This window comes from Bradyrhizobium sp. USDA 4011 (assembly GCF_054063415.1).
Map to the genome: position 1 here is coordinate 5,775,172 of NZ_JBSSGG010000001.1, position 23,809 is coordinate 5,798,980.

Here is a 23,809-nt window from a genome sequence, read left to right on the forward strand (position 1 = left end):
CCGTGGCTTTGACACACCGGTCACTCGGATGTTGGGCGTCCCACCGAGCGCTGTTGTTAGCGAACTGGGTGGACTGCGCGGCGAAGTTGATCGTTTGCGCGAGCGGTTAGCCCGGCTATGTTGGGACGTTCACCGCCGAGTAATTCTGGGATCGGCCCTGCGCCCGCTTGTCGAGACACGCGGTTACTCTGGGGCCGTCCATCTGCTGCCGGCGAGATACGCCCGATACGCGAACTGAATGCCCTCCTGCAGTGAAGTCTGCGCGCGCCAGCCAAGCTTGGCGAGTCGGCTGACGTCGAGCAACTTGCGCGGCGTGCCGTCCGGGCGCGAAGTGTCGAAGCTGATCTCGCCGCGAAAGCCGATGGCGGCCGCGACCATGAGTGCGAACTCGGCGATGGTGATGTCCTCGCCGGTGCCGATATTGACCAGCTCCGGCGAGGAATAGGTCTTCATCAGATGAATGCAGGCGTCGGCGAGATCGTCGACATAGAGGAATTCGCGGCGCGGCGTGCCGGTGCCCCACACCACGACACTACCAGCCCCCGAAACCTTGGCCTCGTGGAAGCGGCGGATCAGCGCGGCGACGACGTGGCTGTATTCGGGATGATAATTGTCGCCGGGACCGTAAAGATTGGTCGGCATCACGCTGATGAAATCGGCGCCATACTGGCTGCGATAGGCCTCGGCCATCTTGATGCCGGCGATCTTGGCGATGGCATAGGGCTCGTTGGTCGGCTCCAGCGGGCCGGTCAGCATCGAATCCTCGCGCAGCGGCTGCGGCGCCAGGCGCGGATAGATGCAGGACGAGCCGAAGAACATCAACTTCTCGCATCCATTGGCGTGGGCCGCCTGGATCACATTGGTCGAGATCGCCAGATTGTCGTAGAGGAATTCCGCGCGCAGCGTGTTGTTGGCGACGATGCCGCCGACTTTGGCGGCGGCGAGGAACACCGCCTGCGGCCGCTTCGCGGCAAACCAGGCGTTGACCGCGGCCTGGTCGCGCAAATCGACCTCGCCGCGCGACACGGTCAGCAGATCCGCCTGTTCGCGCGCCAGCCGGCGCATCAGCGCCGAGCCGACCATGCCGCGATGGCCGGCGACGAAAACCGTCTTGCCCTTCAGTTCAAACGCCGCGCTTGCCATTGGCCGCATCCTGCCTGGCCTCGACGAGATCGCTGGCGACCATTTCCTTTACCAGTTGCGCGAACGGCGTCTTCGGCGTCCAGCCGAGCTTGGCGCGCGCCTTGCTGGCGTCGCCGATGAGAAGATCGACCTCGGTCGGACGGAAATAGACCGGGTCGATCTGTACCAGGGTGTTGCCGGTCGCCTTGTCGACGCCGACCTCTTCGACGCCCTTGCCACGCCATTCGATGCTGCGGCCGACCTCGGCAAACGCCAGCTCGACGAACTCACGGACCGAGCGCGTCTCGCCGGTCGCGAGCACGAAGTCGCCGGGCTCGTCCGCCAGCAGGATCTTGTGCATGCCCTCGACATAGTCGCGGGCGTGGCCCCAGTCGCGCTTGGCATCGAGATTGCCGAGATAGAGCTTGGTCTCGAGACCGACTTCGATGCGGGCCACGGCGCGGGTGATCTTGCGCGTCACGAAGGTCTCGCCGCGGATCGGGCTTTCGTGGTTGAACAGGATGCCGTTGCTGGCGAACATGCCGTAGGCCTCACGGTAGTTCACCGTGATCCAGTAGCCGTAGAGCTTGGCGACGCCATAGGGCGAACGCGGATAGAACGGCGTGGTCTCCTTCTGCGGCACCTCCTGCACGAGCCCGTACAGCTCCGAGGTCGACGCCTGGTAGAACCGGGTCTCCCTTTCCATGCCGAGGATGCGGATCGCCTCCAGCAGGCGCAGCACGCCGATGGCGTCGGCGTTGGCGGTGTATTCCGGGCTCTCGAAACTGACCTGGACGTGGCTCTGGGCGGCGAGGTTGTAGATCTCGGTCGGCCGGATCTGCTGCACCAGCCGGATCAGATTGGTCGAATCGGTCATGTCGCCATAGTGCATCAGGAACGGCACGTTGTCGGCATGCGGATCCTGGTAGAGATGGTCGACGCGGGCGGTGTTGAACGAGGACGAGCGGCGCTTGATCCCGTGCACGGTATAGCCGAGCCCAAGCAGATATTCGGCGAGGTACGCGCCGTCCTGCCCGGTGATGCCGGTGATCAGCGCAACGCGCCGCTTCGAATCCTGAACCGCCATGGTCTCTCTTAGCTGCGCTGGAAAGAAAGCTTCCCTTCGAATCGTCCTTTGCGAAACGGGCTTCCGGCGCACTTCACCCGCAATCAGAGGAAGCCGATCGTTAGATCTAGTCATACACATCGCGCAGGAACGCACACTACATACATTGATTTATATCGTGCTGGAGGGGGACTGCCATCGAGCTCCAAAATGAAGGCCAACGAACGCTCGCAGATGGGAAACCCCGTTACGTGCGCACGTCAATGAGAGAGGCCGAAAGTCTGTGTTCTCTATCTTTCATTGGGCGCATGGGTGCATTCGCTCGGTGTGGCCGTGGTGCAAGAGGGTGACTTGCTGAAGCCGCGGTAGTCGATGTATTCGTCTGAACTCTGGCACGCAAGCAAGCGCACGGCGAAGCCTGCGCATCAACAACGTTGGCCCTACAAAATGCCCCGATCCTTCTTCTGAATGGAACCCATAATTTGGGCGGCAGGATCATCGACGATGATCATCGCTCTTCTGCTGACGGCCCGCTCGCGTAAGCGGCGGATGGTCGACGCAAGCACGAAATGTGAGAACGCAGCAAACGTTGGTATAGTTCTTCAAACAAGTTCGATATCGAAAACTTACGTCCGTACAATGGAGGTTCGGTGCCAATTGTTTAGTCTCATCCCGACCAACATAGCTGGAAACCGTCAGAGGCTGATGAGCCTATTACACCCGCGCGACAAACCCTAGGACGGTTGCGTGAAGGCGAGAGCAGGACGTTGTAAGGTGACGCCACACTACTTGCGCGATGTATTCTTGCGACGGCCTTGTGCGGCGATGACGCGGTCGTCGCTATCCAGCGAAAGCCAGTCTTTGTCGAAAGCGAATTTCATGACCAGATTTCCTGTCGGGGACGTCGGGCTCTTTGAGCTTGGGCGGCATTAGTCGATATGTGTGGAATTGTCGGCATCTTGGGGCGTGGTCCGGTCGTCGGGCAGTTGGTCGCTTCGCTCAGGCGATTGGAATATCGTGGCTACGACTCCGCAGGCCTTGCGACGCTCGAAGGGCTACGTATCGAGCTCCGGCGGGCTGAAGGTAAGCTGAGAAACCTTGAGGAGCGGCTGCGCTATTGTCCGCCCGCGGGTCATGCCGGTATCGGTCATACCCGCTGGGCTACTCATGGAAAACCGACCGAGAGCAATGCTCATCCGCATGCTACGGAAAATGTCGCGGTCGTTCATAACGGGATCATTGAAAACTTCCGCGAGTTGCGAGCCGAGCTGGAGCGGGATGGGGCCAACTTCCGCTCAGAGACGGACACGGAGGTGGTGGCGCATCTCGTCGAATCTTATCTCAAGAATGGCTACTCGCCGCAGGATGCAGTACAAGCTTCGCTCCCGCGGCTGCGCGGAGCCTTCGCGCTTGCATTCCTCTTCAAGGCCCACGACGACCTTTTGATCGGTGCGCGCAAGGGATCGCCCCTCGCGATCGGACATGGCAACGGCGAAGTGTATCTGGGGTCGGACGCGATCGCGCTCGCGCCGTTGACGGACACCATTACCTATCTTGAAGACGGCGACTGGGCCGTGCTTACCCGCGCGATCTGCGTGATCTATGGCGCAGACGGCTCAGTCGTCCAGCGGGAGACATCAAAGCCTGGCGTATCGTCACTCCTTGTGGATAAAGAGAACTATCGCCATTTCATGGCCAAGGAAATCCACGAGCAGCCGAGAGTGGCCTGCAAGACACTGGCGCATTATCTTGATAGGTCAGGCGAGCGCGTAGCCCTGCCGCTCACATTGCCGTTCGATTTTAGCTCCATTCAGCGCATCTCGATTACCGCGTGCGGAACGGCAAACTATGCCGGTCACATCGCCAAATACTGGTTCGAGCGGTTGGCTCGCTTGCCTGTCGAGATAGATGTAGCCTCCGAGTTTCGCTACAGGGAGGCGCCTTTGCGCCAGGGTGATCTCGCGATCGTCATCTCGCAGTCCGGCGAAACCGCTGACACACTAGCTGCGTTGCGATACGCCAAGAGCCAAGGCCTGCACACGATATCTGTAGTCAACGTCTCTACGTCGACGATTGCGCGCGAAAGCGAATCCGTGCTGCCGACGCTGGCGGGGCCAGAAATCGGCGTCGCTTCTACGAAGGCATTCATCTGCCAGCTGATGGTATTGGCGGTGCTTGCCGTCGCAGCAGGAAAAGAGCGCGGTAAGCTGTTAGAGATCCATGAATCGAAGCTCGTGCGCGAGCTCATCGAAGTGCCGGGGTTGATTGCTGCGGCGCTGTTGACTGAGCCGCAGATCGAAAAGCTCGCGGGTGATATCGCCAACGCGAGGGACGTGCTCTATCTCGGCCGTGGCACGTCGGCCCCCCTGGCGTTGGAGGGCGCACTCAAGTTGAAGGAAATTTCCTATATTCACTCAGAAGGTTATGCCGCCGGTGAGCTCAAGCACGGACCGATCGCCTTGATCGATGAGGCCGTGCCTGTGGTGATGATTGCGCCTTACGACGAGCTCTTCGAGAAGACCGTATCGAATATGCAAGAAGTTGCAGCTCGCGGCGGCAAGATCGTTTTGATCACCGATGCGAAGGGCGCTTTGGAAGCGACGCTAGACACGCTCATGACCATTGTGCTGCCGGAGATGGTCGCAAACTTTGCGCCGATGGTCTATGCCATTCCGCTTCAGCTCTTGGCTTACCATGCCGCCCTCGTAAGAGGCGCGGACGTAGATCAGCCACGTAATCTCGCCAAATCGGTGACTGTCGAATGAAGCCGCAGTGGTAATGTCGGAGCCTCCCGCCTCGGCATCGGGCTGTTAAGTTTGCGTTCCGTTGTGTTGGTTGTGGATGACGGAGCCGGACAAGTTCTCGATGTAGTTGCATCCGAAGTTGCTTGTAGCCTCTGTCTGGTTGCGCGCTCACGCAATCCTGTTGCGCCGCCCCTGGCTCCGCTGATCGGCCAGACAGGTGAGCTTCGAAGGAGAACGATCCCGGCATCAACAGGTCAATCATAGACCGATTAGCTGGACGAGCAGATTCAATCTTGTTTGGGTTATCATCGTTAACCCCTGACTAACGCTGATGGGGACCAGGCCCCCCCCTTCCTACAGGGCCAAATCAGCCTGAAGCCGATTCAGAACCGATGCTCTGTATCCTCGCGCCCTTGCCGAAACCGACGAGCAGACCGGCGTAGGGAGCTTCGGGCTCCTCCACCGCGGCTAGCTCATTGGCAGCGCGTAGGCGCGGCAACTGACTTTTTTCAAAATGACAGCATGCGCGCCATGTCGGCCAACTTGAGCGTGGTGAGCGTCATGAGGAGACCTCGCCTGAAGGTTGATCTGGGCGGCTAGGAAGATCTCGCGGAATGGCTTGTCGCGAGGTCACAATGTCCAAGGATAGTCGTAAGGACTTCCTGCACCAGCAAGCCCAATGAGTTCACGCCGCGACGCATATCGGTGTGACCGGTCGCAATCCACACCCGCAAGCCCGACGCAATGGGGATCACCGTAGGCGCCCATATGCCAGCGCCGCCACGGCGGCCTTCAGCGTCGCCGCGTCGACCGCACCCGTGATCCGCATCCGAGTTCCGCTCGCAAACTCGATCTCGATCGCCCCGCCGCTACTGGCCGGCGCGACTGGACAAGGCGTCGGCTCCGCGACCACCATCGTCGGTACGAAGCCAGGTTGATCGGCGGCATCCTTCGGCTCAGGTCGAAACGACCGTCGCCATCGCAGCAGCAATGAGCGCGAAACGCCATACCGCCGCGCTGTCGCCGCGACCTGGCGCGGCGCCTGTAAGCTCTCCAGGACGATCTTGACCTTCTCGTCCTCGGACCAGCGCCGCCGCCGGCCCGTGTCCACCACCTCAAGCCGCTCGACTTGGGCACTGCGCCTATCACTGTCCATAAGGACAGTTCTCAACAACGCGCCTCATTCGGCAAGGCGGCCTTCACCGGCTTTCAATTACCCACATTTTTGATTGTGCTGAGTTCAACGCCGAGCTCGATGTCGGTAAGCTTCGATAAGCCACGCCACATGACAATGTTTCCGGGCGGTGGATCGTTGGCTCTGGCCAAATAGCCGCCTAGTCTTGCGAGCTTGACAAGGTAGTAGCCGAGCGTCGCTATGCGGCACTTGCGGCTACCGACGCCGTTTACGAGCGCGTCGAGCAGAGCGATTTCGACGCCAGTGAATGCCGTAGTGGGCGACTTGTTGGGGTCTGTGCGGTTTAGCATGGTCAGCCACAAGATGCGCCAGCTGAGAATGCAAAACATCGCCATCAGATTGGCGAGACGATCAGCCGTGCGCAGCTTTGGGTCCTCGGCCTTGCAGCCCGATTTCAGAATCTTGTGGAACACCTCGATCTTCCATCGCAGAGCGTACCAGTTGATCTTTTCGATCGCTTCGGAGCGTCCGTGCACCAGCAGATCCGTTATTAGTTTCCACTCGATCGGCTTCCGGCCTCTTGGGGCTCCGCGTTCGCTGGCATGTATGACGGTCAGATTGAGCCCAGGATAGCGCTTCTGTTTGCCAATCGGAGGCAGGACCTTGATCCGCTTAAACTTAATTTCTAAAGCGGCCCTCGTCATCTCGCCGCGATCGTTTCGAAATTCGATGTGATGCAAGCCCCTGATACTGGTTTCTTCCATCTCAGTTGCGATCGTGTGTCCGCCATCCCCTGCAAGTCGATCAACACAGGCACGAACAATAAAGTGAGTGCCCAGCTCCTGCGTGAGACAATATAACTCGTAGATATCGCTCTCACGATCTGCGATGTGGATGCAGCGATGTGGGTCGCCAAGCCGCTCGATCGATTGCCGAAGGTTCTCAAGCCAGCGAATGCTTTCCTTCTTCTCGATCGGAAGGCGGGTCAAATTGACCTTCTGCTTAAGTTGCACGATGCCTTTGAACTTCTTTCGCGTCCAGAATTTCACGGCCGACAATCCCAGCGGCAGTCCCTCGGACGTCACTGCGAGGCTCGTATGCATCAACATTCCGCAAACGGTGTGCTGACGCCAGCGGCCGTCTCTTTTCCGCTCACCACAATTGACATTCTTGGTAATGCCGATCGCGTGCGGGTTTGCGCGTTGATAGGATAAATCCGTCGTGTCCTGGATGAGAAGGACCGGGCCCTTGCTGTCATCGTAACGTGCGCGCGTAGCCGCGAAGTGGCCGCTCAGAATATCGCTTTCCTCAACGCGCTCGTTCGCGAAGAAGCGGTAAGCTGCTTTCGTGCTCGCCCAATCCTGACAAGCAAACGGAATGCTCTCGCCCATGCTGTCGCCAATCTGCCTCAGCAGTTCGCCAAATCGTCGGCCTAGGGGGGCGTCTTTGAAGGCGTCTTCGTCAATCTCGTGTTTTGTCCAGTGCTCGACCTCGTGCGAGTCGCCGCCATCAGGGCGCCCATTCCGGGAAGCTAAACCATTCAATCTGACGCTGCTCGGACGCATGATGCACCTCGTCGACGCGATTCAGGTGCTCAGCAATGAATCATAACCGATTCATCCGATGCAAGTTTTTAAGATTGGAAACACCCCAAATGATTCAATGGCTTGTGGGTAATTGAAAGCTTCACCGGACGGATACTAACGAACTTGCGGGCGCCATCGCTTAGCGGCTCCTTGTTGAGCCGAACAGCGGCGGCCCCTTCCTGTTTGTGAACAGCGTCATCACGTTGCGGGCTGATTGCGGCGAGGTGATAGTGCAGAAAAAATCGGAGGTGACTGCCGATCCCTCAGGGGCCGCTCGTCGTTATAATGTCTGCCGATGTCTCCTCTTTCTTTCTGGCAAGGCACAGGAACGAATAAGCGTTGACGCATTCGGCCCTGCTCTGAGTCTAACGCGCACCAGGACGTATGACACCGAACTTCGCAATTACAATTAATCGACTACTCAAGATCGGCCCGTGGTCAGGCCTCATCCTCCCTGAATGGCGACGCAGAGCCACTGAGTTTGGTCGTGTTCCATGCCAAGTCGCACCGCATCGAAAAGATCCTGATCACGGAAACGCCTCAAGAAAGCAACGAGTAAACCCTTGCTCGTGCTTCAGGTGGATGATCCGATCGAACCTGGCGCGAAACAGGTCGCCTTCCCCCGTCGTTTCCGGCTTCTTCGGGCGCATCGCGCGCCTCCGCTACGATGGAATCACGGCTGGCTATTCTGCAGGCTTTCCGGCCTTCCGCCGTGAAAAGCTTGCAATCTCGTATCGCAGCGGGGCCAAAAACCGACTCTCACTCAACGGCTTGGACACTTCTTCACGGCCGACACTTATGAAGACGCCCCCGCGAGCGCGGCGCCGGACTGCGGGCCTGGCCCTGTCGTTTCACCGAATTTAGCTCTCCCTTTATTTGCCCGCGTCAGCTTACGGACAGCTAAGCTGCTTATCAGCGGAGTCAGGTCTAACGGCCTGAACACAATGCAACATCCATAGGAGTGTGGTCGTCATGTACGGTCGAATTAATAATTGGTCGGGTGTTCCATCCGATGATGAATATCATCACGCAAGCTCTCCGGAGCACGGGAATGCCGACGACTTCGCGGACGCATTCTCTAGAATGCGATTGCAGGATTCCGACGCCAGCTCATCCTCGGGTCCAAGTTATTACAACAATCCAAGACCTCCTATTATCGAGATCAACCAAGAGAGATTCCGGCGAGAGGTGAGGACTTTTCATGGCGAAGAAATCGATCATATCGCCAACAATCCACAGGAATACTCACAATTTGTATCCGAAAGGGCTAGGCGCACGGCGGACGTCGCTAGGGATTATGGCATCCGAAGAGATTCGGACGCCGCCCGATATTACAGCTACCAACTCGGAAATAGGAGCGTCGGTCTCCAAAGAACGGAAGGCGGATTTCCTATGACTGACTTCAACAGCCAAGGCTGGCGAGAACAGTTTCCCGGTCGAACTGACGTCACGTCCATCGTGGATTTCCAGGTTGCTCATCCGCTCGTTTCGAATGCCGGCGATATTCTGCTCGAGCATCAACTTCGGCGAGACGGCGAACGGCCTCTGGTGAACTGGCGTCCTGCGAATGACGAAGCGAGAACCCGTGCAGAACAAATGGGCTTCGTCCATGTGGACCGAGACGATATGGTACTTGACCCAACCCGGTCCGGACCCTGGAGCTACAGGGATGGTGAATGGCAGCGTGATACCCAGCATTCGACGTATCTTTCCAAATACGCCAGCGATCCTGAATCTTCGTCAGAGTCCGACTCGGATGGAGACTTTATGTGACGTGAGATCTCCCCAATCCATGAACGAGGTGGAGCTAGGAGCGCAGACCAACCGACATCTGCGGCTTGCGATCAAGACCTAGGATCGAACCCGGGTAGCGTTGTGATATCGCTGCGTGAAGGTTAGGCAGCTTGCTGATCGGTGGGCTCGTCGGCTTGGTGCGGGAGCTTCCATTCCCAGGGCAGCAATTCGTGCAGACGCGAAGCGGGAAGGTCGGCGATGGCTCGGACTGCAAGCGTGTGCCGATGCGACCTGTGGATCAGCCGGTACGAGCTGGTTGATCATTATCAAGAGGCGTTCGTCACTCATGCGGAGTTGTTGTAGAATTACTCTGCACGAGTGATTGGCCTTCCGATCCAGCATTGCTCCGACAAACCGTGATGGCGCTATCGTCACGGCTTGCAGCGTTGTCGGAGGAATGCAGCACGCTGGCGACCGAGCGTGATGCAGCGATCGCTCACCGCGACGCTGCGATCCAGGAGAACGACAAGCTCCTGATGATCATGTCCCAGTACAAGCGCGCGATCTTCAGTGCGCGCTCCGAGACACTGGATATCGGACAGCTGTCTCTCTTCACCATCAGCGCACAGGCGGCTCGTGCCGCCGCCAACGACGATGTGATTGGAGGCAGGCTGCCTGACGGAGCGGAGGGCGGTGGAAAGCGACCGGCGCGACGCAACCGCGGGAAGCTTCCGGAGCATATGCCGCGCATCGACGTCGTGATCGATATCGAGAGCCACGGCTGCCCCTGCTGCGGCGAGCAGCTGCACAAGGTCGCGGAGACCGTCAAGGAAGCCTTCGACGTCATGGCGATGCAGTACCGGATCAAGCGCATCGTGCGTCCGCGGTACGGCTGCCGGGGCTGCCGCCAGGGTGTGGTACAGGCACCCGCGTCGGCCCAGGCGATCAACGGTGGAATGGTGACGGAAGCCTTGCTGGCCCACGTCGCGGTGATGAAATATGGCTACCAGCTGCCGTTGTATCGCCAGGAACAGATGTTTGCCGCCCAAGGCATCACGCTCAACCGGCAAACACTGGCCTCGTGGATGGGCCGCCTCGCCTGGTGGCTGAAGCCGCTTCACGCGCTGTTGCACCACGCGGTGATGTCCTACCCGCGGCTGTTTGCCGACGAGACGCCGCTGCCGGTCCTCGATCCCGGCCGTGGCAGAACCAAAGTCTGCCAGTTCTGGGCGATCGCCACCGATGACCGCCCATGGGGCGGCCCGGCGCCGCCGGCGGTGATCTACGTGTTCGCCGAGGATCGCAAGGCGATCCGCGCCAAGCGGCTGTTCGGAGAGTACCGCGGCATCCTGCAGGTCGATGTGTGTGGACGCCCCAGTGAATGCAAGCAAAATATAACTTCGGACCAGGCATGTGGTCGGGTGCTGACGTGTGTCCGGCCTCGGAATGCGACCTCGACACGTCGCGGGCCCTTATGGAATGCGTGGATTGGATCCAATTCAGCTACGCGTGCTCGCTGGCACTCATCGACCTGTTGATTCTTCCAATCCCAGTCCCTGACCGATTGCCCATAACCCTCCGTTAGACCTTACCACATTCCCGATGTCTCTCGGCTTCTGGCCTTGCGTTAAGCAGCGCCAGACGCTGGAGCCTGGTAAGCGCCACCGCGGACCGTCAAGGCCCAGGCGATACGCGCCATTTTGTGCGCTAGAGCGACCGCGATTAGCTTTGGAGGCTTCTTCGAGAGCATTCTTGCCAGCCAGGATCCTGCTGGCAATCCATAGCGTCTTGCCCATCGCACAACGGCGGTCGCACCAAGCACAAGGAGGCGTCGCAGATCTCGCCGGCCCATCCTGGAGATCTTGCCGAGCCTATCCTTGCCTCCGGAAGAATTCTGCTTAGGCGTGAGATCAATCCAGGCCGCAAAATCGCGCCCCTTCGAGAAGGTCTCCGCCGACGGCGATAACGCCTCTATCGCTGTAGCGCAGATTGCGCCGATTCCCGGAATGGTCATCAAGCGAGAGGCGACTTCGTTCTGTCTCGCGCGCACCCGTAGTCCCTTCTCCAGCTCTGCTATCTGCTCCGACAGGGATTTCACATGCGTCAAGAGATTCTGGCAAAGGCTGCGGGCTAGATCGGGCAGGTCCGGATATGTTGCAAGGAGCTCATCCAATCGGGGGATATGTCTCACGCCCTGAGCCACGATCAAACCGAATTCCGCAAGATGTCCGCGCAAAGCATTGATCGCCTGTGAGCGCTGTCGAACTAAGAGATCACGAACCTTGAACGCTATTGAGGAGCCTTGCTTCTCGGCGCTCTTAACGCCGACAAAGCGCATCGTTGGTCGGGACGCGGCTTCGGCGATCGCTTCGGCATCCGCCGCATCGTTCTTCTGAAGCTTAACGAGGGGCTTCACGTACGAGGGATGGATCAACCGGATATCGTGGCCAAACTTACCAATCTCCCGTCCCCAATAATGGGCGCTGGCGCAGGCCTCCATCGCGACCACACACCTCGGCAACCTCGCGAAAAACTCAAGCAATCTGCTGCAATTGAGTTTCTTACGCAGAACTGTCCTCCCATCCCGCCCGGCTCCGTGGACCTGGAACACGTTCTTAGCCAAATCCAAACCAATGATGCTAACCTCGTCCACGGACGTCCTCCTTACCGGGTTTGAACACCCACATCTTGGCACAATCGATGCCGTCGGGGGGCGTCCACTCCATCGGCTATGCCGCCTACAAGGGCCTGATCAAGAGCGGCAGCCGTCTGATGCAGCTGGCGTTCTGCTTCGCGCATGCGCGGCGGAAGTTCTGGGACGTTCACGTCGCGACGAAGTCGCCGATTGCTGCGGAAGCGCTGCAGCGGATCGCGATGTTCTACGCCGCTGAGGATCGCATTCGCGGTTTGCCGGCGACGCAACGAGTTGCGGTGCGACAATCCGACACGAGGCCGCTGATCGAGGACTTCAAGCCCTGGCTCGAAGCGCGACTGCTGGAAGTCTCGAAGAAATCCGGCCTTGGCAAGGCGATCCGCTACACTCTCAAGCATTGGGAAGGCCTGACGCGATTCATCGATGATGGGCGCATCGAGATTGACAGCAATACGGTCGAGCGCAGCATCAAGCCGATCGGGGTAGGAAAGAAAAACTATCTGTTCGCCGGTAGTGAACGCGGGACCGAGACGTGGGCCATTCTCGCGCGCTCATCAACACGGCAAAACTTCACGACATCCACCCGCGGCACTATGTTAATGACGTTCTCAAGCGCATCGTCTCCGGACGCACCAAGATCAATCAGCTGAACACGCTGTTGCCGTGGCATTGGAAAGCCGAGCGCGACGGTTCCGACGCAAAGATCGCTGCTTGATCAGTTCGACGGCAAGGCGTCGGGAACTTCCTGCGCATCGCTGGCGTCGTCGTAAATCTCTTCGCGGATCACGCGCAGCGTCACCTCGTGCAGATACACTTGTAGCGCACCCTCAAGCTCTGTGAACTCCGGCAGCAGGACCCGATCAACGAAGCCCCGTGACGCACGGACCATCACCGTGTTGCGTCGCTGCCGGCGATAACGAAACGGCCGCAGCCCATATCGGCGGCAAAGCGCCAGAAACAAGTGCCGAGACCACTGGTCGGGAAGTGAGAATTGCTGTTCGATCGGTGGATCGTGGCGAGCAAGTTCCTCGACCCGGGCCCGCACCCGCTGCAGTGCGGCTTCCGCTGCAAGGCGCTCACCAGCAGTTCCGGCACCCACGAACAACGCCTCGATCTTCCGAAGCTTCTCGCGCAGCTGCGACTCGCTGGTCATTCTGATCCCCGTTGCCCGCTCCGAACCGTGATCAACCCATCATCGCGCGCCGGCGGCGTCAATCATCCCGACCGTGCTATCCAGAGCATTCCGCGCAGGTCAAGCCCAGGAACCGGTGATCCTCTCGTGACGCTCACGAGCATGCGCTTCGACCCGTCGGGATTGCCTAGGATTAACGCCCCAGCGTCTCCGTTGAATCCTGCGTAGCGGCGGCCCATTCGATCCGACTTGGGTTTCACGCGCCCTGCGGTCCGCCCACCTGCCACGCGTCATCAAAGGATTGTTCGAAACCGGACATTCCCGCGCAGCGCATTAAAGGCCTCGGATCAGGTGCGGGCGGCTTGTCGCGACGAAAGGAGCGGCGTTCCGGCTGTATCTGCGGCTGGCGAGGGCCCTGGGCGATTATCTGCCCGGGGACAGCCGATCGGTTCGTATACCAGGATCGACCCAGCGCTGCGGCGATGCGGGATTTAGCTCGACTGGTAAATCCGGTTGGTTGGGCGGACCAACGGACGCTCGCAGAGCCGCAGATCGGATCGACCAGAAGAACAGCCCTCATTCTCGGCATGGGAATTGCTGGCCCGCTCCTCGAACGGGCCGCTGCCCGCACATGTCTGGTCGTACGACGCCGCAGGAGAACCCTCTCCATTTCTGTCACTGCAACGCTTGCTTCGGGAATAGGACTGTGCAGCCGCAAACCTCAGTGTCGCAACCCCAGCAACGTAGACAAGGTGAGTTGGCTTGCCTTGCTAGGCGTCCTTCCGACCCAACAGGGAGGAACGAAATGAGTGAGCGGAATGTGGCCGAAATCGATCTTCACAACCTACACGTCTTGGATCCGCTGATTGGGAAATGTCAGCAGTTGGTAAGGGAAGTGGCAATTCCCTACCAATGGGAGGTGTTGAACGATCGCAATCCCGAGGCGATACCGAGCCACGCGGTGGAGAACTTCCGCATCGCCGCAGGAGATGCGAGAGGCGCGTTCCATGGAACGGTTTTTCAGGACAGTGACGTCGCAAAATGGCTAGAGGCGGTTGCTTGGTCACTATGCCAGGCACCCAATCCAGAGCTGGAGAAGGCTGCCGACGAGCTGATTGAATTGATTGCAACCGCCCAATGTGGCGATGGCTATCTTAACACCTATTTCATGCTGAACGCGCCTCAGGAGCGCTGGAGCAACCTAGCGGAGTGCCACGAGCTTTACTGCGCCGGCCATTTGATTGAAGCGGGTGTCGCTTTTTTTCAGGCGACTGGCAAACGGCGATTGCTCGAGGTTGGTTGCAGACTTGCTGACCACGTCGACACGGTTTTCGGCCCGGAACGCGATCAGCTACATGGCTACGATGGCCACCCGGAAATTGAACTTGCATTGACGCGCCTCTACGAAGTGACGCATGAGCAGCGATATCTCACGCTAGCCAATTTTTTCGTGGAGCAACGCGGCTCGGAGCCACATTTTTACGACATTGAGTACGAGAAGCGCCGGCAATCCTGTGCCACAGAATCAGGCGGCCTGCCCTGGATGTTAAAAAACAAAGCATATAGCCAAGCGCATTTGCCACTTTCCAAGCAGCGGACTGCCACCGGCCATGCGGTTCGCTTTGTATACCTCATGACTGGGGTAGCGCATCTTGCGCGTCTGCGTCAGAACGATCAGCAACGCCAGACTTGCCTACGGCTGTGGCAAAACATGGTGCGGCGCCAGATCTATATCACCGGAGCCATCGGCTCGCAAAGCGCGGGCGAAGCGTTTAGCTGCGATTACGATCTGCCGAACGATACGGCGTACGCGGAAAGTTGCGCGTCCATTGGCCTAATGATGTTCGCGCGTCGTATGCTGGAGTTGGAGCTGGATGGTCAATATGCCGACGTGATGGAGCGCGCGCTCTACAATACCGTTCTCGGCAGTATCGCGTTCGACGGTCGTCATTATTTCTATGTTAACCCGCTCGAAATGCATCCCAAAACGCTGAGGTCCAATGGCATTTATAATCATGTCTCGCCGGTGCGAAGGCCCTGGTTTGGCTGCGCGTGCTGTCCGCCGAACATCGCACGGCTTTTCGCATCGATTGGTCATTATATCTATACGCTCCGCGCCGATGCGCTCTATGTAAATCTCTACGTCGGCAATAGGGTGGAAATGTCGGTCGGCGGGGCTAAGCTGCGATTGCTCATGAAGGGCAACTATCCCTGGAAAGACGAGGTGGAGATCGCCGTCGAATCCGCACTGCCAATTTCTCACACGCTCGCTCTGCGCCTTCCACAATGGTGCAGCGCGCCGGCGGCGAGCCTGAACGGAGAACGTATCAATTGCGAGCCGCGAAATGGCTATTTGCACATTCACCGGACATGGAGGCAGGGAGATCGCGTCAAACTATTGCTGCCGATGCAAGTGCGTCGCGTCTACGGCCATCCGCAAGTTCGCAATTTGGCCGGCAAGGTGGCCATAGAGCGTGGCCCGTTAGTTTATTGCCTTGAGGAAGTCGACAACGGGACCGAGTTACACAACGTTTGGCTTCATGCAGACAGCCAGTTTTCGCTTGTCGACGGAACTGGTCTCTTCAAGGGCAAGATTTTGCTGCAGGCTGACGGAGTGCGACTGCAACACACGCAATCCGAAGAAGCGGCACTTTATCACTACGACAAGGTGCCTGGACAGCTAGAACCGCAGCGGTTGACATTCATTCCGTGGTTCAGCTGGGCTAACCGCGGCGAAGGCGAAATGCGGATTTGGATAAATGAGCGCTGACGCCGACAAAGGGCGCGCTTCCACGAGCCGCCGTTAGATAGGCGATATCGCCGGTCAAAGCCTGGACATCGTCAATCTATTTAAGACGACCCGCTTACGACCTGCACTGAAGCATCGAAACGAAGAACGGGATATGAGGCGGTGCGGTGGGAGTTTGGAAAGCCAACGATCCGCTTGGAGTCAGCAGGCCCCGACGACGCGCGATACTTCAGCTACCAGTTGGGGAACAAGAGTGTCGGACTTCTAAGAATGGAGGGCGGCGACAGCATGACGGAGTTTGACGTCAAGAGATGGCAGCAGCTATTTCCTGGGCGAACTGGGACTACATCAACTGTGGACCTTCAAGTCGTTCATCCGCTTGTCGAGAACACCGGCGATATCTTGAGAGCACCAGCTCCGAATGGACGGCGAAAGGCCATTGCTCAATTTGCGTCCGGCTAATCCGGAAGCAAGAGCCCGTGCGGCAAAGATGGGGGTCGTCGAGGTTGATTGAAGACGACATGGTTCTCGACCCAGAAAAGTCGGCCAATTGGATAAGGAACAGTGATGGTGAATGGCAGCGGAAAGGCACCACTGGCCGGTACCTTTAAAAAGCCGACGACAGTGACGGTAGCGATGACGAGAACGCAGTAAGCTCGTCAACGTACGACTACGAGGACGATTTCACGTGACGGGAGGATTTTACATAAGATCGTCGTCTAGACTATTTAGCGCCGCTCTTCGGAAATCTTGCGTTACTAAGCGGCCTATTGCGGCCGCAGCCCGTAGAGAGCCTGCTGGCTTCGAGTCCGTCTAGAGTGCAGCCGCGTCGCCGGACTTAGTGTCTACTGAGCAGCCGATCCGATGCGCAATGGAATGGCTCGCATCCGGTGATGGGCTGCGTCGGATCATACCAAGATACGCCTGGCCGCCGTTAGGCTGCCGGGCGTTTCGCATGAGTATCTGGGCGGCTTGGCTGTGGAGGTCTTGTACACCATCTAACATGCGCAGGAGTTGGGGAGGGTCGAAGAGGCCACCATAAGGGGTGGTCTGAAGAAAAGCGCGGAGCGATGCCAGGCACCATAGACAAGCAGGGCAAAAATATGCCGACTGGCGCCGTAGCCAAAGGAGCTCGCGCAGAGCTTTCGCGCGCCAATCAATGTCACCCAAAACACGCGTGATTTCTCACGATGGCCCCACAGAGAGCTTCTGAGTTGAACGAAGCTCTTTTGTTGCGCCAGGCGGTATGTCGCAATCGCATTTAGCTGCTACGAATCTGAGCGAAGAAGCGCTTGAGCTTGTCGAATAACTTCTGCGCAAGGTCACCTGAAGTGCCAAAAAGCAGAGACGAGCGGCGTCTAGAGGTGCCAAGTATACCGACTCTTGGTGGCAACGTCGTTCTGAGCGGCCTGATGCCTGGTGGACAGCTCACGGGCCAAGAAGGCAATACGACATCGACTGCCGCTGGTGCCACCTGATTTCGGAGAGCCCGCTTCAATAAGATCGCGCCGGGCTCGCGACCGAATCTCAACATTCAGGGCTGAAATAACTCGCCGCCGGCTGTTGGTTTCAAGTGCGTCCTCCGTTGCGGTTTTCCTTCAGTGCGGCATCGAGGTGCTCGATCAGTGCATGTCCGGCGAAGGGCTTGGCCAAGAAGCCAATCGCTCCTGCGCTCAAGGCTGAGGCGCGCACGCGGTCGTTCGGGAAGGCAGTAATGAAAATGAACGGCACCCCGTAACCGCGAGTCCGCATTTCCGCCAGCAGGTCCAAGCCGCTCATAGCCGGCATCTGCACGTCCGTAATTACGCAAGAGGTCTCGTTCAACCGCGGCGATGTCAAAAAATCCTCCGCCGATGTAAATGTTTGAACTATGTAGCCGCGCGATTTCAATAGGTTCTCCGTCGACGCACGGACAGATGCGTCGTCGTCAACGACAGAAATCAAAGGCGTGGACAAGACGATTCCTCCTGGCGCGGGACTAACGGTTGCCGAGGCATTAGCGACCCTGGGCGAAAAGTGGGCTCGAGTGACGAAATTGTAAAATCATACTTAGGTTTGTTCAGGACGATTTGGCGCCGATCCCTAGAGTCTCAGCCGTTCTGATCAGATCGGCCAGCGAGCGGGCACGCATCTTTCTCATTACGTGTCCCCGGTAGATCTTGACCGTAATCTCGGCGAGCCCAAGCTCAGCGGCTACCTGCTTGTTCATCAGGCCGGCAGCGACCAGCTTCATCACCGCTTGTTCGCGGGGGCTTAGGGTCTCAAATAGGGACTGCAGCTCCGCGACGGTTTGCTGGGCCTCCCGTCTTTTGCGGTCGCGCTCGGTCGCAGCGATCACCGCGTCAAGCAATTCCTGATCGCGAAACGGTTTGGTAAGAAAATCGACCGCGCCTCCTTTCATCGCCCTGACGGTCATGGGAATGTCGCCATGGCCGGTAATGAAAATGATCGGAATATGGATGTTCAACTTCGCCAGCTCAGTCTGGAACTCCAGGCCGCTCAAGCCTGGGAGCCGGACATCAAGAACCAGACAGCTAACAACATCCGGAAGTGCGCTCTGCAGCATTTCGCGGGCCGATCCAAATGCAGCGACGTCCAAGCCTACCGATCGAAAAAGGTTGATGAGCGACCGACGCATGGAGATGTCGTCCTCGACGACGAAGACGGTCGCCGTTGTCGAAGCCTCGGGTTTGCTGGTTGGCGAGCGTCGCGTCACGAGACGACCTCCTCATGCAACGGCAGGGCAAACTGGAAGGTCGCGCCCGGCGGCTGCTTGCGCACCACTGACAGCCGTCCTCCGTGAGCTTCAACGATCGACCGGCAGATCGAAAGACCCATTCCAAGGCCGCTGGACTTCGTGGTGAAGAAAGGATCTAGCACGCGGTCAGTATCATTCTCGGCGATCCCGACGCCCCAATCTGTCACGGCCACCTGCACATGCCCTATATCGTCCATAGATGACTGAATCAGCAACTCACGCGTCCGGTCCGTGACTGCGTCCATGGCTTCGATCCCGTTCATCACCAGATTGATGATCACTTGTTGCAGCTGAATCCGGTCACCGAGAATCATAGGCAGCGCTGCCGTCAGCTCGGTTCTTAACGCCACCTGGTGGCTCACCAGCTCTCGTGTCACCAGCGCAATGACGTCCCCAACGACCTCATTGATATCGAGCGGCACCATCTCGATCTCGCCCTTCTTCGCAAGAGCACGCACGCGACGGATCACTTCGCTTGCCCGTATTGCGTCATCGATGATCCACTCAACCGAAGAGCGCGCCGCGCAAAGATCAGGAGTTTCGCGGCCCATCCAACCGAGGCACGCATCGGCGTTGTTGATAATAGCAGCGAGTGGCTGGTTGATTTCATGGGCAATGGAGGTTGTCAGCTCTCCTAACGTCGTCACACGTGTCACATGCGCAAGTTCCGCCTGTGCCTTCCGCAACTGTTGTTCGGCTTGATCTGCGCGAATAATAGCGGTGATGTCGGTGCTGACGCCGCGGTAACCAAGGAACTTGCCGTTCGGATCAAAAAAGGGCTTGCCGCTCGTCCGAATGTAGATCGGAGATCCGGTCCGGTTGACAGTACGGTAGACCAGATCCCGGAACGGCAGATGCGCCTCCAGTGTGGCCCGGTGCTGCCGCCACTTCTCAGGTTCCTCTTCCACATCGCACGCAATGTCCCAGCGGAGCAGGCCCATCAATCCTGTCGCTAAGATTCCCGCAGCGCTGGTGTGCTCGGACAAGCGCGTAACCTGGTGATCAGGCCCGGTCTCCCAGAGCCAATCGGAAGCCGTCTCAGCGTAATCGCGAAAGCGCTGCTCGCTTTCGCGCAGCGCAGCCAGTGTGTTTTCCAGGCGCTCTCTGGCGGCGTATTGCTCGGTCACATCCATATGCGTTCCGATCAGTTCGCTCACGCTGCCATCGTTGCCGACCACGATATGCGCAACGGAGTGTATGCGCCTTATCCCGCCGTCTTTCAGAAGGATTCGAAAATCATACTCGAAGCGATCTTTCTTGAGCTCGATAGCCTGGCGCTGAACCTCCTGGAGCCCGGGGAGATCGTCTGGATGGATGCGCGAGCGAATGGTCTCTATTGATACAGTCTCTTGCGGATCGAACTCAAACAGACGATCGACCTCGGCGGAGCGATACACAAAATCGAGCCCATGAACGTCCCAGGACCAACTGCCCGTGTGACTGAGATGCTGGGCTTCGGCGAGATAGGCCTCACTGCGGCGCAGCTTCTGCTCTGCTTGCCGCTCCGCGGTAACATTCGTCGCTGCTCCGACAAACTCAATATCACCGCTGGCGGTTCTCGTGGCTCGTGCCCGCGCATGGATGTGCTTCACCGAGCCGTCCGGCAGCAACAGCCGGTATTCATGTTCGAAATCCTTCGGATCTCGCATCGCCCGATCAATGACCTCTTGAACCGAAGCCCTATCATCTGGATGGGTGCGCTCGACGACGAGGTGCGGCGACGGAACGGTCTGCGGGTCCAACTCAAATATTCGAAACGTCTCCTTTGACCAGAAGGCCTCGCCGGTGACGACATTCCAGCCGAAGCTGCCTGTATGGCTCAGCTCCTGCGCCTGGGCCAAATGTGCTTCGCTCCGCTGCAGGGCAGACTCGGTCCGCTTCCGTTCGGTGATATCTTCGCAGGATATCAGAACAATGGGCCGGTCATCAGCCCAGATCATGGCTTTGGCATTTTCACGTACCCACAGTACCGAGCCGTCGTTCCTGACTTTCCGGGCCTCCCAGGTTCGCGATTGACCGATATCTTCAAGGCAGGCGCGAATGCATTCGCGAGCTAACTCGCGATCCTCCTCCAGAAAGACTCCCAGGATGGAGTGGCCGATCAGTTCGGAACGCGCATAGCCGAGCTGTGCCGCGCCGAACGTATTGGTATTGAGGACGGTACCGGCTTCGTCGACCATGACGTACATGGCCGGATTGTGTTCAAAGATCGCTTGCCAGCGTTTCTCGCGGTCCTCCAAATCGGCCGCGCTGATCCGGAGCTTGGCTGCGGCCTCACGCGCGGCTTGGCTTTCCTGGCGGACTTTTCCCATCAGGTGCGTTCCGACGATCGAGACAACGAAAAACGCAAAGACCACCGGAAGATCTTGTGGATCATCGATCCGCAGACTGAACGCCGGCGGCGCAAAGTAGTAAGCTAAAGCCGCGATCGCCACGACGCAAAGCGCGGATGACGCGATGAGGCTGCCCATCAACGAAAACAGCAATACGACTAACAAATAGGCGAACGCCGTCGCAGCGAACTGCGCGTGAAGGTACAAGCAGGCCAGCGTTACCACGGCCAACGTTATGCTGCCGAAGGTAAACTGGGGCGCTGAAACTTTCAAACTGCTGATCTGGCTACGCATTTTTATATCGTCCGGCCTTTCTCGGCGGGAGAGCTATAACATTTTAGGCAAAAATGAGGCAATTCTTTCCGTGCCGACAGACGCTCGTGCGCGGTTCCGAGATATTGCCTTCCATTGAACTCAGCACGCGCCGAAGGAAGACGCATTACAAACGTACGTATAGTTGTCCTAAACCTTTCAATATTCCGCGCTGACCTCTGTACAATCGAGGCTGGGTTGTCTGCTTTCCTCCGCTGCCGGTGACCTCGGGGCAGGCATTCGAGGCTGCGGCCGAGGACCGCCGCGACCCAGTGGCACTCACGACGAGGACGAGGACTCCAGTTTAGCCAGGACGTCGCGGCCGAAAAAGCAGGCTCCCTCGCCGAGCCCGGAAAGGACGGGTGCAAGCTGCGCGACCACGCATCTCGCGATCGATCATGCGGAAGGGAGCAATGTAATGTGCCGAGATAGAAAGGCGAAGTTATGCAACTGCTGTCTATGCCTCGCGGCCATCTCCGCCCAGGCTCGGTGCCGACGAGCCGTTAGCCGGAATCGAGAGTGCGTATATGACGCCGAGCCAATACTAGCTATGTGCTAGCCGCCTCGTCTCAGTCAAGGTGCCAATCTAGTCCACGCTGATGACACCATCGCGATCTGCTACGCACCGTAGTATGACTGAGTTGAACGTGGAGGATGCTACCACCTTGTCGGCCGGGCAAGGCAAGTGCGGTGACCACGCACATGGGCATTGTGGGCAGGCCAACACCTTGGTCCGTCACGCTGGATCCGTTCTTTCGCAATCTTACTACCTGGCTCGGCAATGTTGCATAGGCGCTCGGCTGGTCAGGAGCCTTGACCTTGAAAGACCACGCTTGAGAATGACTTTCTAAAATCGCAGCTCCTTCTCGCGTACGGTAACCCTTCACAGGCTCTTGCCGGGGGCGTGACGCGGAGCAAGAGCTGCGTTCTGGGGATGCCGTGGGAGAAGGTTCGATTCGCCGGTCCAAGCACGGTGCCGACTTGAACTGCGAAGCATTGTGAATGCGGTTGCGCTTGGATTCGACGCGTCTTGGCAATGACGGCGACCGAGAGCCGGGGCCTACCTCCTTGTGTCCACAGTGGTGGGCCGGTCGAGCCGAGCGTGCAACGTCGCGTGCTCTAGCTCGCCTTCCCACCAGGATACGAACACGGCTGCAATGCCGTTGCCAGTGATGTTGGTAAGGGCGCGTACCTCGCTCATGAACTTGTCGATCGAGAACACGATTGCCATACCCGGTACCAGCGCTGGGTTGACGACCGACAATGTTGCGGCGAGCGTGATGAAGCCCGCGCCGGTGACGCCGCTTGCCCCCTTGGAGGTCAGCATGGCCACGAGCAAGATCGTGAGCTGTTGGCCAAAAGTGAGATCGACTCCGAGTGCTTGGGCAATGAACAATGTGGCAAGCGTCATATAGATGTTGGTACCATCGAGGTTGAAGGAGTACCCAGTTGGGACCACCAGGCCGACCACGGGCTTAGAGCAGCCCAGCCGCTCAAGCTTCTCCATCAATTGCGGCAGCGCGCTTTCCGAGGACGAAGTGCCGAGCACGATCAAAAGCTCGTCCTTGATATAGACAATGAACTTGAAAACCGAAAAGCCGACGATCCGTGCGATAACGCCGAGCACCACCACCACAAAAAGCGCAGCCGTCACGTAAAATAGCGCGATCAGACCGATCAGATTGCCGAGCGCCGTCGGCCCGAACTTGCCAATCGTGAAGGCCATGGCGCCGAAGGCCCCGATCGGGGCCGCTTTCATGATGATGCCGATTACGCCGAACACCGCGTGCGCGACGTCGTCAATCATGCCGCGCAGCCGCTCCCCGCGTTCTCCTAGCGCCATCAGAGAAAAGCCGAACAGGATCGCGAACAGGAGTACCTGCAAAACATCGCCGCGAGCAAACGCGCCGACCACGGTATCGGGAATGATGTTGAGGATGAAATCGACGCTCTTGGACGCTTCCGCTTGCTTGACGTAATTGGCGACCGCTGCCGCGTCCGGCTTGACTGCAAGGCCACGACCGATTTGGACCAGATTACCCATAATAAGGCCCAACAGCAGCGCAAAGCTGGAGACGATCTCGAAATAGACCAATGCCTTGACGCCGACGCGACCGACTTTCTTTGCATCCTGAATGTGCGCGATGCCGGATGCGACGGTGCAGAAGATGATCGGTGCGATCACCATCTTGATGAGTTTGATGAATCCGTCACCGAGCGCCTTGACCCAATCGTTGGTCGCGACAGATGGCCACAGCCAACCGACCAAGGCACCAACCACGATGGCGATCAACACCTGGACGTAGAGGATCTTATACCAAGTCTGCGACGCGCGCGCGGGTGCCGCGGTTGCCATGGTGGTCATGACGCTTCCTTCCCGAATATACTCGAATGCAAGCCGCCGCGCCGTTGAGAGGCGACAGCATCATGCGAGGCTCGTTGTTTTAGCCGTGTCCGATAGAAGACGATCCGAGAGGCGGCGCGT

The 23,809-nt window shown here is 58.4% G+C and carries 16 protein-coding genes and 1 pseudogene; 6 read left to right on the plus strand and 11 right to left on the minus strand.

Annotated features, from left to right (window positions below; translation table 11 throughout):
- Positions 1 to 183 precede the first annotated feature (183 nt).
- A complete protein-coding gene (gene fcl / locus ACVW1C_RS27270; protein WP_456761027.1) occupies positions 184 to 1,143 on the minus strand; it encodes a GDP-L-fucose synthase in 960 nt (319 codons plus the stop codon).
- A complete protein-coding gene (gene gmd / locus ACVW1C_RS27275) occupies positions 1,124 to 2,209 on the minus strand; it encodes a GDP-mannose 4,6-dehydratase (protein WP_456761028.1) in 1,086 nt (361 codons plus the stop codon). Before gmd ends, fcl begins: the two co-directional genes overlap by 20 nt.
- A gap of 917 nt (positions 2,210 to 3,126) precedes the next feature.
- Here gmd and glmS point away from each other — a divergent pair.
- Positions 3,127 to 4,953 carry a glutamine--fructose-6-phosphate transaminase (isomerizing) gene (glmS, locus tag ACVW1C_RS27280; RefSeq protein ID WP_456728339.1) on the plus strand — a complete coding sequence of 609 codons (1,827 nt, stop codon included), beginning with the start codon at positions 3,127 to 3,129 and terminating at the stop codon, positions 4,951 to 4,953.
- Between the two features lie 730 nt (positions 4,954 to 5,683).
- Here glmS and tnpA read toward each other — a convergent pair.
- The 3 genes from tnpA to ACVW1C_RS27295 all read right to left on the minus strand — a co-directional run bounded on the left by tnpA (position 5,684) and on the right by ACVW1C_RS27295 (position 8,303).
- Positions 5,684 to 6,106: an IS66-like element accessory protein TnpA gene (tnpA, locus tag ACVW1C_RS27285; protein WP_456761029.1), complete on the minus strand. Its 423-nt coding sequence runs from the start codon at positions 6,104 to 6,106 to the stop codon at positions 5,684 to 5,686.
- A gap of 35 nt (positions 6,107 to 6,141) precedes the next feature.
- On the minus strand, positions 6,142 to 7,632 hold the full coding sequence (locus tag ACVW1C_RS27290; RefSeq protein WP_456761030.1) for an IS4 family transposase: 1,491 nt from the start codon (positions 7,630 to 7,632) through the stop codon (positions 6,142 to 6,144).
- A gap of 548 nt (positions 7,633 to 8,180) precedes the next feature.
- The gene (locus ACVW1C_RS27295; protein ID WP_283805538.1) at positions 8,181 to 8,303 is read right to left on the minus strand and encodes a hypothetical protein; all 123 of its coding nucleotides are present in this window, start codon (positions 8,301 to 8,303) and stop codon (positions 8,181 to 8,183) included.
- Positions 8,304 to 8,625: 322 nt separating this feature from the next.
- Between ACVW1C_RS27295 and ACVW1C_RS27300 the strand changes: the two genes are divergently transcribed.
- Both ACVW1C_RS27300 and tnpC read left to right on the plus strand, forming a co-directional pair.
- The gene (locus ACVW1C_RS27300; RefSeq protein ID WP_456761031.1) at positions 8,626 to 9,426 is read left to right on the plus strand and encodes an effector protein NopP; all 801 of its coding nucleotides are present in this window, start codon (positions 8,626 to 8,628) and stop codon (positions 9,424 to 9,426) included.
- A 362-nt stretch (positions 9,427 to 9,788) separates the two neighbouring features.
- Positions 9,789 to 10,925, plus strand: a complete 1,137-nt coding sequence (gene tnpC / locus ACVW1C_RS27305) for an IS66 family transposase (RefSeq protein WP_456761032.1) — start codon at positions 9,789 to 9,791, stop codon at positions 10,923 to 10,925.
- An 89-nt stretch (positions 10,926 to 11,014) separates the two neighbouring features.
- Here tnpC and ACVW1C_RS27310 read toward each other — a convergent pair whose 3' ends face one another.
- Positions 11,015 to 12,040, minus strand: a complete 1,026-nt coding sequence (locus ACVW1C_RS27310; RefSeq protein WP_456761033.1) for an IS110 family RNA-guided transposase — start codon at positions 12,038 to 12,040, stop codon at positions 11,015 to 11,017.
- 47 nt (positions 12,041 to 12,087) lie between these two features.
- Here ACVW1C_RS27310 and ACVW1C_RS27315 point away from each other — a divergent pair.
- Positions 12,088 to 12,510: pseudogene (locus ACVW1C_RS27315) on the plus strand (IS66 family transposase); the annotation flags it as partial.
- 62 nt (positions 12,511 to 12,572) lie between these two features.
- A complete protein-coding gene (locus ACVW1C_RS27320; RefSeq protein WP_456728333.1) occupies positions 12,573 to 12,755 on the plus strand; it encodes a transposase domain-containing protein in 183 nt (60 codons plus the stop codon).
- On the opposite strand, the gene ACVW1C_RS27325 is transcribed toward ACVW1C_RS27320, so the two are convergent.
- Positions 12,756 to 13,193: a hypothetical protein gene (locus ACVW1C_RS27325; protein WP_018268855.1), complete on the minus strand. Its 438-nt coding sequence runs from the start codon at positions 13,191 to 13,193 to the stop codon at positions 12,756 to 12,758.
- 784 nt (positions 13,194 to 13,977) lie between these two features.
- On the opposite strand from ACVW1C_RS27325, the gene ACVW1C_RS27330 reads away from it, so the two are divergent.
- A complete protein-coding gene (locus ACVW1C_RS27330; protein ID WP_456761034.1) occupies positions 13,978 to 15,942 on the plus strand; it encodes a glycoside hydrolase family 127 protein in 1,965 nt (654 codons plus the stop codon).
- Positions 15,943 to 17,490: 1,548 nt separating this feature from the next.
- Here ACVW1C_RS27330 and ACVW1C_RS27335 read toward each other — a convergent pair.
- The 4 genes from ACVW1C_RS27335 to ACVW1C_RS27350 form a co-directional block, all read right to left on the minus strand.
- Positions 17,491 to 17,877 carry a response regulator transcription factor gene (locus ACVW1C_RS27335; RefSeq protein WP_456728331.1) on the minus strand — a complete coding sequence of 129 codons (387 nt, stop codon included), beginning with the start codon at positions 17,875 to 17,877 and terminating at the stop codon, positions 17,491 to 17,493.
- Between the two features lie 103 nt (positions 17,878 to 17,980).
- Positions 17,981 to 18,637: a response regulator transcription factor gene (locus tag ACVW1C_RS27340; RefSeq protein ID WP_456728330.1), complete on the minus strand. Its 657-nt coding sequence runs from the start codon at positions 18,635 to 18,637 to the stop codon at positions 17,981 to 17,983.
- Complete coding sequence (locus tag ACVW1C_RS27345; protein ID WP_456728329.1) at positions 18,634 to 21,306, minus strand: PAS domain S-box protein; 2,673 nt, start codon at positions 21,304 to 21,306, stop codon at positions 18,634 to 18,636. The genes ACVW1C_RS27340 and ACVW1C_RS27345 overlap by 4 nt, the downstream gene beginning before the upstream one ends.
- Positions 21,307 to 22,384: 1,078 nt before the next feature.
- Positions 22,385 to 23,689, minus strand: coding sequence for a dicarboxylate/amino acid:cation symporter (locus ACVW1C_RS27350; RefSeq protein WP_456761035.1), 1,305 nt, complete (start codon positions 23,687 to 23,689; stop codon positions 22,385 to 22,387).
- Positions 23,690 to 23,809 lie beyond the last annotated feature (120 nt).

Bases quoted from the DNA above. Each gene is read 5' to 3' on its own strand.
- fcl (WP_456761027.1), bottom strand. From the start codon at position 1,143: ATGGCAAGCGCGGCGTTTGAACTGAAGGGCAAGACGGTTTTCGTCGCC.
- gmd (WP_456761028.1), bottom strand. From the start codon at position 2,209: ATGGCGGTTCAGGATTCGAAGCGGCGCGTTGCGCTGATCACCGGCATC.
- glmS (WP_456728339.1), top strand. From the start codon at position 3,127: ATGTGTGGAATTGTCGGCATCTTGGGGCGTGGTCCGGTCGTCGGGCAG.
- ACVW1C_RS27290 (WP_456761030.1), bottom strand. From the start codon at position 7,632: ATGCGTCCGAGCAGCGTCAGATTGAATGGTTTAGCTTCCCGGAATGGG.
- ACVW1C_RS27295 (WP_283805538.1), bottom strand. From the start codon at position 8,303: ATGCGCCCGAAGAAGCCGGAAACGACGGGGGAAGGCGACCTGTTTCGC.
- ACVW1C_RS27300 (WP_456761031.1), top strand. From the start codon at position 8,626: ATGTACGGTCGAATTAATAATTGGTCGGGTGTTCCATCCGATGATGAA.
- ACVW1C_RS27325 (WP_018268855.1), bottom strand. From the start codon at position 13,193: ATGACCAGCGAGTCGCAGCTGCGCGAGAAGCTTCGGAAGATCGAGGCG.
- ACVW1C_RS27330 (WP_456761034.1), top strand. From the start codon at position 13,978: ATGAGTGAGCGGAATGTGGCCGAAATCGATCTTCACAACCTACACGTC.
- ACVW1C_RS27345 (WP_456728329.1), bottom strand. From the start codon at position 21,306: ATGCGTAGCCAGATCAGCAGTTTGAAAGTTTCAGCGCCCCAGTTTACC.
- ACVW1C_RS27350 (WP_456761035.1), bottom strand. From the start codon at position 23,689: ATGACCACCATGGCAACCGCGGCACCCGCGCGCGCGTCGCAGACTTGG.